Below are 12566 nucleotides of genomic sequence, written 5' to 3'. Positions count from 1 at the left end.
AGTTTATCTACTCAGTTTATCTACTCAGTTTATCTACTCAGTTTATCTACTCAGTTTATCTACTCAGTTTATCTACTCAGTTTATCTACTCAGTTTATCTACTCAGTTTATCTACTCAGTTTATCTACTCAGTTTATCTACTCAGTTTATCTACTCAGTTTATCTACTCAGTTTATCTACTCAGTTTATCTACTCAGTAATACATAATTAGGCGTACTAGGACCTTAAAGACTAGGAAGAGCATAGCTTGCTATGCTCGCTAGCTCTCTCGATAGTTAGCCTGTTGCGTGGCTTTTCTTATCGAGAGAGCATGTCTCTTTAAAAGTCTGTTCATCGCTCGGCTCAATCAATAATTATCTCTAATTATTAACTCAGTCGAACTTCACAGTATTCAGTTTAAACGCATTCAGCCCTTGTTCCTCCTAGCCTCTACCTTTTACGTCAAAGAGTCGACTTCTTTTTTGTTTTTCGTGATAAATTATAAAAACTCACGCTTACTAGCAGGATTGAATAAAGCATTTCCTAAATTTCCAACCATTTGATTTCTGGTCTTGCCGCTGATTTGTGTTAGCATTTCAGCCAACAAAGGTTCAGCAAACCTGTGTCCTTATACACACGGTCACTACGGTTATGGTCTTCCATAATCACGGGTGCATTTTGTGACGAACAGATAGGGTACCGCCCTCTTATAACTTAATGGAGATATTAAGCAAGATTGTCATTCTTAGTGGATGATAACGCAAATAAAAAGAACTGAACCCACTTACGTGATCCAGTTCCCAAATTTTACTTAATATCTTTTGCTTTTTAGGTTTTTATTTGATAATATAAACCTTGAAAAGTAATCAAAAGAAATAGTGTTTTCTTTTGATTAGATATCAGTTAAGTGTTGTTTAACTGGTATCAACGTAAGTTAGTATTGGCGTACTAACCTTAAGTAACAAACGATTAAGCCATGATATCCAGTCATGGCTTTTTTGTTACCTAATTTTTACGTTAAAACCGTCTATTTAATTTATAATCTAAGATTACCATAATATATTATAATGTAAAAGATATTTTTTAATAAATATATAATTTAGTCAAGATAAATTATATCATCAAAGTATTCATCAAATTTATTGGAATGAGTAACCATTATTATAGTTTTTCCTAAGTTTTGTAATAATTTCAATAAATCCATAACATTTTTACTGTTATTAAAATCCAGTGATCCTGTGGGCTCATCGGCTAATATGACTTCACAAGGCTTAATAAATGATCTTGCAATAGCAATTCTCTGTTGTTCGCCACCACTAAACTCATGTACGGGCCTTTTAATATCAATATGTCCTAGCCCCACCTTTTCTAGTGCGTTAATATATGACTGTTTTTTATCTTGATTAGAAAATCGAGATGCAATTGCTAAATTTTTTTCAACACTTAACTCTGGAAGTAATAAAAAGTCTTGAAATATAAAACTTAAATAATATCTGTAATATTTAATCTTTTTTCTGTATCTAATATTAGAAACATTATTGTTATTATAGATAATATCACCATTATCTGGACTACTAATTAATCCAATAACATTTAGTAAGGTACTCTTGCCAGAACCACTTTTACCTTTTATAGCAGTAAAAGAATTCTCTTTAAAGAAATAGTTAATATCTCTTAATACATCAACATTTCCATAATTATAACTAATATTTTTCAATTGTATTTCCATTTTTTATTTTCTCCTCAATTTATTAAAATAAGTTTCCGTCGATAAAACATTGATTAATAAATCTATAATTCCAATTATTAGATAAAAATAATTAATAAAGTCAGTATAAGAAAACATTTCATACACAAATATTAAAATCCAAAATAAAGAAATAAATAAAACCTTATTAATTAATATACTTTCTGGTTTATAACCATATATTTTTTTAGCAATTAATAGTTTCTTGTTAGCAATTAAATATGTCCATATTGAAAAAATCGAGACAACTATAAAACTAATAATTAAAGTAATTCCAATTGTACCTTCAACAGATGTAGTTAATAGGGAATTATTTAAATTATCATTAATCCTTTTTTGGGCTGATATTATTTTGGGATATTCAGGTCTTAATTTGTTTCTATTTATAATATCATTAGTTTCATAGTTGCTTGCTTTGAAGAAATAATTGGCAGATACTCCAGTAATATTAGCACCATAAACAGAATAAGGATAGTTTATAAAGGACTTAGGAACTACAATAAAAATAGGATTCTTCAAACCTGAATAATAATCATAAAATTTGGTTACATGTTGATTATCTTTTATAAAAGTGAATTTAAGTTTAGGACTGGAATTATAAACAGATCTTTTTTTATAAGCTCCTTCAAGATAAATGTTCTTTATATCATCATTATGCTGATCATTTATTGTTTTCTTAACATAGTATTTTGTTTTATTATATTCATTTGGTAATAATACTAATCCATTTTTTTCAGTATCATTTATTTTTACACTATTGTTCGAGTTGTTTCTTATATTCATATTATTTAAGTATTCTGGTGAAATATAAACTATATTAGTTTTTATATTTTTAGATGATGTCTTACCCTTATTTAGAAGTTGATTTCTAGTATCGTTTGAGGGAGCAAATAGAATGAGTTTTTTGTCATACAAATCGCTTAAAAAATTTTGATTATGTTTAATAAAACTATTAAGATGTTTCTCCTCAAAATTGATTGATTGAGTAGATGGCATTAGAGGAATATTCTTATATCCTCTTAATAAGTTCATAGTTTGATTTCTATTTATAATACTAATTGATGTATTCTTTAATTGAGGTAAAATACTTTGACTAACTAATACCAAAGATACTGTTAGAATAATCTTAAGAATATTATTAAATATAATAATAGATTTAAAAGGATACTTACCTTTTAATATTTTTTCATTAGGATTAAATAAACTAATCAATAAACTAAATATTAGTAAAGAGATTGTTATTGTTATGAGCAATAACTTTAATGTAGTCATACCAACATTAAAGATAAAAATATCATTTGTGCTATTAAAAATTGAATAACAATAAGTCATCATAATTAAAATAAGTATTATAGGAAATATTAGTTGTTTTAAAGTTTTAATTATATATTTACCTAATATATTCCATTTAGAATATCCAAATGATAAATAAATATTAAGCTCTTTATAAGATAGAAAATACTCATATACATATACTATAAGCAATAAGAATACACTAAATATAAGTATAAAAGCTATCTGAATATGGTTTGGATAAACTTGATATTTAAAATTATTATTGTAAGAATCAATTTTAATATTTGAAGTTTTCATATCAAAATCTTTTGATAATATTTTTTTTAAAGTATATGGGTTACTATTATTATTTACTTTTACATAGAATTTTTGACCTATTAAATCATTATAATTTAATTTTTTTAAAGAACGTAATTGAATGTTACCACTAGGCAATCTTTGAACTATTTTACTATTATACTTAAGGTTAGTTATATTAAATGTTTTTAAATTAGATACTACATCACTTTCTTCTTTAATTAATTTAATACCGTCTCTATTTAAATTATTCAAATTTATAACATTATTTTTGTTGTCTCTATCTACATATGAAGTTATAGAAACATTATACGTATTATTGATAATATCATTTATTGTGTTTTGGTTTTGATTAAAAGAAAAAGTATTAAAAAAAATAAAAAAAGAAAGTATCGAAACAAATAACATAAGAAATCTTTTAAAAAATTTCATATATCTTCGACACTTCCAATCTATTGAGTAATATGAGGAGGTATATTATTTTATATAATATTAAGTATTAATAAAGTTCATAGTAAGAATTATTAGTACTATAGCCTCCAAAATGAGATGGTGTTTCTGCATAAGCTGTTTTATGTGAACCTACTATTGGACTAGTTACTGATTCATCATTCATCATGGCCCTTACTTTATGTCGACCTTTACAATTTAATTTAGCAAATTGATAATAGTTAATGATCCCTCCAACACCGTAGCTAAATGTACCATCTGCAACCGGTATAGCCATCTTAATGCTAAATTTATTTGAATCATTTGACTTATTAGGTACTTTTATAATTCTGGAACCTGAAGAAGCCTCATTTTTAGTAGAAATGTCCGAATCATATGCTTTTCCACTAGTTGTATTATCACTACCATTAACATTACTATCATTGCTCATAGCAGATGCACTAGCAATAGTAGATCCACTAATCATTAATGTTGTAGCGCATGTTAAAATAAATTTTTTTATTTTCATAAAAATATAACTTCCCTTCAAATTTGTATAATTTAAAGTTAAGTTATAGTAAGTTATTTTTCAATCTATAAATTGTATATAAAAAACAATCTATACTTTATAGAGTCATTATGATAGCATGTATAATCTATAAGATATAAGGAGGACAAATAAAATGATGGACATCATTGACGGTATAATTAGAGGGCTTGTATAAAGATTCATTTATTAAAAAATATACTTTCTATTTTTATTAATAATTGTTTTGATCAAATCCTTTTCCAAAAAAATTAATAAACTAAATATAGTTAACAGAAAAAATCTACCTATGATAAAGCTTTTAATATATACTTCATTATGACCATTTATTATGTTAAAAATATTACTTCCAACATGACTTAATAGAACATTCAAAAAGAATATAAAAAAGAATGATAAAATATTCTTCTTTTTTATAAAATTTCTTACATTAGATTTAACAAATAACCATGAAAGAAAAATGGATAATAAATTAAAAACGTTAATAATAGGAAAATGGAAGGAGAATAGTTCAGTTAACTCAAAATATGTAAAAATTATCAATAATATGTTTATACAAATTAATAAATTTTTATAAACTTTAAATTTATCATAATTTCTAGCAATATAGTTTGTATTATTAGAAATATCATCTTTTTTTAAAAGACAATCGATAGATATGTTAAAGACAATAGATAATTTTTTTAACATATCCATATCAGGAGATGTTCTACCATTTTCCCAGCTAGATATAGTCTTATCAGATACATTCAATAACTTAGAAAGTTCTTTTTGTGTTAAATTGTTTTTTTTTCTGTAAAATTTTAAATTCTCAAATAATTTCATATACCATCCTCATAAAATTTCATAATATAAATATATATTATGAACAAAAAAATTTGTAAAAAACTATAAAAAATCAATTTAATTAATTGTACAAACCTACGATTAAGCAATACATAATAATAAAATTGAAACTTATCCGACATTCTGCATAATCAAAATAGTGTTAAAGTAATTAAAATCACAATAGCTTATGCAAAAATATAGAAGATAATCTACAATTTTTACTTTTTCATTATAATAATAATTTTAGATAAATATAAACATAACATATAATCAATAAAAAATGTTGTTTAAAAATAATTAATACCAAAACTTCCACCAAGAATTATTAGATTTATCACTTTTATCGTCACTTTTCGTATAACTATTATTTTCGTATCTAAAATTCTTATATATCAGTTTTTGAGCTGTTTTATCATATGTTTTCGCTCCATTTGTCACTATAGATGATTTAATATCTTTTTGTCGATAAAACGATAAATTCTAAGTTTATTTATCCCCATGATGTCAGCAATTTGTTTAAAGAAATTTATAAAAATTTATCTCCAAAATTTCCACCAATGATTTTTAACGTTATCGTTTTTATTATCATATGTGGTATCAATCATTAATTGCATAGATTTTAATTTTTGTTTTTGTTCACTGATAGTATTTTTATCTTTTAATGATAATTGTTGTTGTTGATCTAGCATTTTTTGCAAATTATCAATTTGAGTGTTTTTTTCTTCTATTTCATCTTTTATAAATTTTATAAATTCGTTTTTTTCTTCAATAGTTCTTTTATCGTCATTATTATCGGAATTTTTCTTATAATCATTGTTTTCGTATCCGAAATTCTTATATATCAGTTTTTGAGCTGTTTTATCATATGTTTTCGCTCCATTTGTCACTATAGATGATTTAATATCTTTTTTGTCGATAAAACGATAAATTCTAAGTTTATTTATCCCCATGATGTCAGCCATTTGTTTAATTGTCTTATTCATTATCATCAATAATCCTTTCGATAATATCTTAAATTAATAATATCATATTAGAGTTTTAAAATATTTTTAATGTGTTTTTTATTAACCAAAATCAATATTATTTAAAATATTTTCAGTGGATTCACGATCTAAGCCTAAATATTTTAATGTCATTGATTGGGAAGAATGATTCAAAAGATTCATAACTAAACCAATATTGTAATTGGATTGCACATAAACGCGATAAGCACCTGTTTTTCGCATCGTATGCGTTCCTAAATAATTAATATTTAAAAGATCTCCCACTTTCTGCATAATCCGATAAAATTGACGGCCATCAATGTGCTTGTCATGCTCACTGCTGGGAAATAACCATTGAGAATTAATATTATTAGCTGCTAACCATTGTTGGTATTGGATTAAATCTTTTTCAACAGGTTTTAAATATAAATTGTTAGGTTTCCCGGTCTTTTGATCGTGAATGTATGCATTAGCTTTGATCTGACCTTTTTCATCAAAGACATCATGATATTGTAAAGATAAGACATCACTCACGCGTAGGAGGGTCGCTTTCCCCACTTGAAAAATGGTTAAATTACGCTGACCCCAACGAAAATTATGTAACAGGATATCTTGCACTTCCTGTAAAACATTGGAATCTTTAATCGGATACACGGTTTGTTTCATGGTCAAAAATCCTCTCTAAATAGGTGTTGTTAATAAATATAATTATATAATAACACCCATATAGATAAAATAAACACCCCACAACTGCCATTAAGACAATTGTAGGGTGTTATTTGTCATTTATGATACACGAATTATTAAAAAATTTACATTTTAGTATCTATTGAATAATTTTTAAATTATTATGATTGGAATTAATATAACCTCCATTAACTAAATATACCTTAAAACCAGTTTTATCAAAATTGTATCTATATGAATAATCATAATATCTAATTTTAATTATTGTATTTTTCTTAATAACTCTTCTTCTTTGTGTCAAATCAATGTTCTTATATAAATAGATATTCTTCTTTGCCTTTACTTTCTTAACTTGATAATGCTTACCCAATTTAATTAATTTTCGATTACCTGTTACATAATTTCCATTGGGTAATAAATATCTAGTAGTTAAGTTATGCTTAACTATCTTCTTAAATTTTAATACAGTTCCTTGTGGAAATATTTTAACTACATCTTTCAAATCAGAATGACGCGAACCAACAACTCCTTGAGGATTAATAACAGTGAACATATCTGGTTTATGTGAATAATAGGCTCTAGTTATATATCTATTATTAGCTGTAATATATCCTTTTAAGTGTTTAGTTTTAGATTTGTTATTAACATCTTTTACTCGATAATAAATTTTACCATTGGATAATTTAATAACTCGATTTACAACAAACATTGGAGCCTTAATTCTAGGTTTTTTAATGTAAGAATATAATATATTATTTTTAGAATTTAATTTATGATTCTTTTCATATAGATTTTTATACATATTAATATGTCTTAATGCATAAACTGCTAATCCTTTATATTTCTTTGATAATTTATTTGACTCATTTTTATCTACATGAATATAGACAATTTTTGTAGGACATTTACAATTACAAGATTTATTAGATGAATCATTATTATTAGAAATACTATTTGAATTATTTGTATGATTGCTATTATTTGAATAAACATAGTTAACTGTAATACCATCCTTGGTAAATTTGCCATCAGCATTGTTAGGCTGATTAGTTAAAGAATAACCATCAATGTTCTTAGGATGAGTAGAGTAATTAGCACCAACATCACCATTCAAAACAGCAGGATCAGATAACTTGTGTCCATCTTTATCAATATAGTTGACAGTAACAGAGCCATTTTGCACGGCAGGTTGATTTTTATTATAAACATAGTTAACTGTGATACTATCCTTGGTAAATTTGCCATCAGCATTGTTAGGCTGATTAGTTAAAGAATAACCATCAATGTTCTTAGGATGAGTAGAGTAATTAGCACCAACATCACCATTCAAAACAGCAGGATCAGATAACTTGTGTCCATCTTTATCAATATAGTTGACAGTAACAGAGCCATTTTGCACGGCAGGTTGATCTTTATCATAAACATAGTTAACTGTAATAGGAGAATCTGAATACATTCCTTCTTTATTAACAGGTATTTGCTTTAAAATATAACCATCAATTTTTTTAGGTTGTGTGCTATATTTATTACCAATATTACCGTCTAATACTGTTGAATCTAACAATTCTTTATTATTTTCATCAATATATCTTACATGAACATACGATTGATTACTAAATTTATAAGGAATACAGTAAACACTAGAATCATCATTATTTTGCACAAACATATAATATTCATATCTAGTAGGAATAGTATTATATATAGCATTAATGGTTGAATCTGCTATTTGTTTAGGTAATCTAGTAAATTTTCTTGATGAAATTGCATAATTATCGGGCAAATTATTATACTGAATAGTAGTGTCGTTAATTTGATTAATAGTGGTACCATAATTTGATAAAAGTAGATAAGCAAATAAACGTTGATTGTTTTTGTCTTCAAAATATCCACTATAAAGTCCACCAGTAATAGGAGAAATATTAGTAACATGTTCATTATTTGGTAATTTAATAATATTATTAATATCTAATGTATATGAATTATTATTAGGATCAATGTTAACGGGCGGAGTTTCAGCATGCTGATTAGATATGTCTGGATTATTATTATTCATGATATTAGGATTTCCGGGCCAATCTAATTGTTTAGCTTCACTTATTCCTTCTTGAGAATATTTGTTGACATCAATTTTTGAAGAATCATAAATGCTATTTCCATTTAAATTAACATATTTTACATTTCCTGAATTTTGTAAGTTTACAATAGGTGATATGTCACTAATTCTATTACCATCTAACCAAATATAATTAAGATTCTTCAAGTTTATAATAGGTGAGATATTAGTAATATCACCTATTATAATTGGGTTGTTCACATTAGGAGTATTATCAGGTAATTCAGATAACTGTAAAGCTTTTATATTAGTTGCATATTGTAATCCTTCAATTGAATAACTATCGATTCCCGGATGATCACTTAATAATTCAAAATGATGAGTTTTATTATCATAACAATTACTAACCCATTTTAATTTTGCCATATTATCTTGAGTAATATCGTTAACAGAATCATTTTGCGATAAAATTCCTTGTGATTTCATATTATCCAAAATCAAATTTTGGAATTTTGTATTTGGCATCCAAGTATTTATATTATTAGAATTGTTATCTTGTGCATGAGTTATAGTTCCACTTGTTAAAAAAAATATGAATATACATAAAATTAATAAAATAGATTTTAAAGTATTATGTAAAAATTTTAAAATATTTAACGCCTCCCTTCATTTAATAATAATTGTTTATATATATTATTCAAATAATTAGATAATAATTTATAAAAATAAAATAATATTTTAAAGCTTTATCCATCAAATTAATGCGTATGATCGCAATTAATTTGATGGATTTTTTTGTTACTTTAATCGCTTATAAAAGCGATAGAAAGTAAGGTTCTTTTTGGTACTTTAATTTTGTTAATTCAAAATTGAAAGTACGGTTTATTTTCTGGGGAGTTAAGAGGGGACTTTTTCATAAGAAAAACACCACCTCTTACAAGCCATTTGTGTTGAAAATTTTTTATAAAATTTTCTAGCAAATGAACTGCTTGCCATCACACTTTTACACCGACTTAGTATCAAAATAAACGCGTAGTGAATTTGGATAGTTAGTCAGTGTTATAATAATTATGAATGCATAACGAATAATTATGATAGAAAGTGGGTGTTTTTTATGCCAAGAAAGCAAGTCAACGTTAGTCTCAATGATGCTGAATTTGCTGCCTTAAATTTTTTAGCTTTAGAGCACAATACCAAACGTTCCACTATCCTAAAAAATTTAATTAATCATCATCAACTTAAAGAGCCTAAGATGATGCCCCAACAAGCATTGGAAATTAATCATCAATTAAAAAAGATGGGCAATAACTTAAATCAATTAACCAAGCTGGCTCATCAAAATGGCCAAATGGAATCCTTAAGTCCCCTCTATGAAATGCGAGATGAATTAAATCAAATATGCCAACAATTAAAATAAGTCGGGCACAAAATGGATCCGCAGCTATTGATTATGCCCTCGGCAAAAATAGACTCCAAGATAGTGATAAAGAATATTTAGTCAAACATGGCGTGGATCAAAAAGTAGTCGATACCTTACATAATCGAGCAGTCGTCCAACAGAGCTATAACCTAATTGATATTAACCATGCCAAAGCTGAAATGAAACAAACACGTGCAATTGCTAATAACCGTGGCAAGACACAATGCATGCGATTCATTCAATCGTTTGCTGATTATGAGATCAATGTCAATGATCCTCAAGATTGGCAAAAAGCTAATGATATAGGCGTAGAAATAGCCAAAAAAATTGCTCCCGACAATGAATTTGCCATTTATACACATATAGATGGTGACGGCCATAAGGTGCATAACCACATCATTATGAATATGACTAACTTGGAAACTGGGAAAAAATATCATCATACTAATGACTTTACACGTGTTGCTAAATTCAATGATGAATTAGCAGAAAAATACTTTCCTATGAATCGGAATATACACGTTCAAAATAAAATTGAACGGAAAACAATGGCCGAAAGAAAATTAAAAGCCAAAAATCAATATATTTGGAAAGATGATTTAAGACATCGGATTGATTCGGTCATGTTACATGAAAATTGCACCTCAAAATTACAATTTGAGCACGCTTTAAAAGAAAAAGGGGTAATTTATCGCGAACGTGGTAAAAATTGCTCCTATAGCTTTTTAGATGCCCATAATAAGCAACGCACTTCACGCGGCAATAAATTAGGGCAAGACTACGAAAAGGAGACGATTCATGATGAGTTGGTCGGACAAAATAACAAACTACAGTTCAGAAAACAACGAACAGATAGACAGGAATACATTAGAAACTTTAATAGACAACCAGAGGCAAATACTCGTAAAACAAAATTCTACTCTCGACGAGCAAGACAAGGCCATAACTTCGCAGAATACTACTATCAACCAACTCTCCAAAGAACAGATTTCCTTGAAACAAATAATAGAAAAACAAACCAATACGATGAGCATGCAAGACAAAGCTATCAAACAGCTCGAACAGAACAACCAGACCTATCAAGAACTCAATCAACTCTTAATGCATTATTTGAAAGAATTAGACGCAACCTCCGAGCTGCAATTAAATACGAAGTACAACGCATTAAAGAGGTCACTAAACGAGCATTAATTAAATTAGATTCCTTCTTTATGGATGATAGACTATCTGATGAAGGCTATAGTAATATCCAAAACAATATTACAGATAATCATTTGGATATGAATAAAAGTATCAAGGAATTAAAACAACAACGTGATGTCTTTAAACAAACAGATCAAAAATATCAAATCAGCAAAAAAAGAAAAATCATTGATCAAGAAAGTCCTAATTTTAAACGACAACAAAGAAGACAACGAATGAGTGGTCCACACTTATAAATAACAGAAATGAGGTTTATCAAATGAATCAATCGGAAAAACTAAATCAAGAATTAGCAAACGCCATCAAATTACGCGAAAAGCAATCCAAAAAGATTCGTAAAATTAAACGAGAAAAGAAACAAAAAAACATTCAAAACATTGGTAAAGCAGTCTTAAAGCAACATAAAGAAATTAAAGATAGTGAAGATTTTGCAAAAAATTATGTAGTCATGAAAAAAGAATATAAAGAAGTATTAGACGCATTTACAATTATAATGGGAATTAGAGAAATAGATGGAAAGAAAAAAATTGGTTTTAGAAGAACAGAAGAAATTAATCAAATATTTAATCAAAATCTGAACGATGAAGATAATAAAAAATACTTTCAAAGAATAATAGATTATATTCAAAAAATTCAAAATAATTAAGGAGGAATAACATTGAATAATACACAAGATAAAATAATTTATCATAAATTCGGAAAAAACAAAAAAGGACACAGCTGGGACTTCAAAATTACTAAACATAAACCTAATTGGAAAGATATACCTGTATTTTTAGCATGGATCATAATAATTTATTTAATAATACATTTTTTATTTAAAATCATTTAAAAATAAAAATAGTGATATAATGAAAGTATACAAATTTTCACTCAAAATTTATCCTTAACAAACTATAAATATATACAAAAAACGCCCTCAAATTATTTTGAGGGCGTTTTTATCTACTCAGTTTATCTACTCAGTTTATCTACTCAGTTTATCTACTCAGTTTATCTACTCAGTTTATCTACTCAGTTTATCTACTCAGTTTATCTACTCAGTTTATCTACTCAGTTTATCTACTCAGTTTATCTACTCAGTTTATCTACTA

At 26.6% G+C, this 12566-nt stretch carries 10 protein-coding genes; 3 read left to right on the top strand and 7 right to left on the bottom strand.

Annotated elements, in window-relative coordinates; genetic code table 11:
* Positions 1–1078 precede the first annotated feature (1078 nt).
* From DY123_RS07430 to DY123_RS07400, 7 genes are all read right to left on the bottom strand, one after another.
* On the bottom strand, positions 1079–1708 hold the full coding sequence (locus DY123_RS07430) for an ABC transporter ATP-binding protein (protein ID WP_140936537.1): 630 nt from the start codon (positions 1706–1708) through the stop codon (positions 1079–1081).
* 3 nt (positions 1709–1711) lie between these two features.
* Positions 1712–3574, bottom strand: coding sequence for a bacteriocin-associated integral membrane family protein (locus DY123_RS07425; protein WP_140936536.1), 1863 nt, complete (start codon positions 3572–3574; stop codon positions 1712–1714).
* A gap of 244 nt (positions 3575–3818) precedes the next feature.
* Complete coding sequence (locus tag DY123_RS07420) at positions 3819–4277, bottom strand: hypothetical protein (protein ID WP_140936535.1); 459 nt, start codon at positions 4275–4277, stop codon at positions 3819–3821.
* A gap of 207 nt (positions 4278–4484) precedes the next feature.
* The gene (locus DY123_RS07415; protein WP_140936534.1) at positions 4485–5120 is read right to left on the bottom strand and encodes a helix-turn-helix domain-containing protein; all 636 of its coding nucleotides are present in this window, start codon (positions 5118–5120) and stop codon (positions 4485–4487) included.
* A 539-nt stretch (positions 5121–5659) separates the two neighbouring features.
* A complete protein-coding gene (locus DY123_RS07410; RefSeq protein WP_140936533.1) occupies positions 5660–6106 on the bottom strand; it encodes a hypothetical protein in 447 nt (148 codons plus the stop codon).
* 81 nt (positions 6107–6187) lie between these two features.
* On the bottom strand, positions 6188–6772 hold the full coding sequence (locus DY123_RS07405) for a site-specific integrase (RefSeq protein WP_140936532.1): 585 nt from the start codon (positions 6770–6772) through the stop codon (positions 6188–6190).
* Positions 6773–6932: 160 nt separating this feature from the next.
* Positions 6933–9374 (bottom strand): MucBP domain-containing protein, encoded by a 2442-nt coding sequence (locus tag DY123_RS07400; protein WP_140936531.1) that lies wholly within the window; start codon positions 9372–9374, stop codon positions 6933–6935.
* A gap of 589 nt (positions 9375–9963) precedes the next feature.
* Between DY123_RS07400 and mobC the strand changes: the two genes are divergently transcribed.
* The 3 genes from mobC to DY123_RS07385 are packed head-to-tail and all read left to right on the top strand — an operon-like array spanning position 9964 to position 12118.
* Positions 9964–10266 carry a plasmid mobilization relaxosome protein MobC gene (mobC, locus tag DY123_RS07395; protein ID WP_140936530.1) on the top strand — a complete coding sequence of 101 codons (303 nt, stop codon included), beginning with the start codon at positions 9964–9966 and terminating at the stop codon, positions 10264–10266.
* The gene (locus DY123_RS07390; protein ID WP_140936529.1) at positions 10248–11708 is read left to right on the top strand and encodes a relaxase/mobilization nuclease domain-containing protein; all 1461 of its coding nucleotides are present in this window, start codon (positions 10248–10250) and stop codon (positions 11706–11708) included. Before mobC ends, DY123_RS07390 begins: the two co-directional genes overlap by 19 nt.
* Positions 11709–11731: 23 nt before the next feature.
* Entirely contained in the window at positions 11732–12118 is a 387-nt protein-coding gene (locus tag DY123_RS07385) for a hypothetical protein (protein WP_140936528.1), read from the top strand.
* Positions 12119–12566 lie beyond the last annotated feature (448 nt).

The organism is Apilactobacillus micheneri, assembly GCF_006493595.1.
In the GTDB taxonomy this organism is placed as follows: Bacteria; Bacillota; Bacilli; order Lactobacillales; family Lactobacillaceae; genus Apilactobacillus; species Apilactobacillus micheneri.
This window is presented reverse-complemented; position numbering and strand designations above follow the sequence as displayed.

Excerpts from the sequence above, each read along its gene's own strand:
- DY123_RS07430 (WP_140936537.1), bottom strand. The coding sequence starts at position 1,708 with ATGGAAATACAATTGAAAAATATTAGTTATAATTATGGAAATGTTGAT.
- DY123_RS07420 (WP_140936535.1), bottom strand. The coding sequence starts at position 4,277 with ATGAAAATAAAAAAATTTATTTTAACATGCGCTACAACATTAATGATT.
- DY123_RS07415 (WP_140936534.1), bottom strand. The coding sequence starts at position 5,120 with ATGAAATTATTTGAGAATTTAAAATTTTACAGAAAAAAAAACAATTTA.
- DY123_RS07410 (WP_140936533.1), bottom strand. The coding sequence starts at position 6,106 with ATGAATAAGACAATTAAACAAATGGCTGACATCATGGGGATAAATAAA.
- DY123_RS07405 (WP_140936532.1), bottom strand. The coding sequence starts at position 6,772 with ATGAAACAAACCGTGTATCCGATTAAAGATTCCAATGTTTTACAGGAA.
- DY123_RS07400 (WP_140936531.1), bottom strand. The coding sequence starts at position 9,374 with ATGCCAAATACAAAATTCCAAAATTTGATTTTGGATAATATGAAATCA.
- mobC (WP_140936530.1), top strand. The coding sequence starts at position 9,964 with ATGCCAAGAAAGCAAGTCAACGTTAGTCTCAATGATGCTGAATTTGCT.
- DY123_RS07390 (WP_140936529.1), top strand. The coding sequence starts at position 10,248 with ATGCCAACAATTAAAATAAGTCGGGCACAAAATGGATCCGCAGCTATT.
- DY123_RS07385 (WP_140936528.1), top strand. The coding sequence starts at position 11,732 with ATGAATCAATCGGAAAAACTAAATCAAGAATTAGCAAACGCCATCAAA.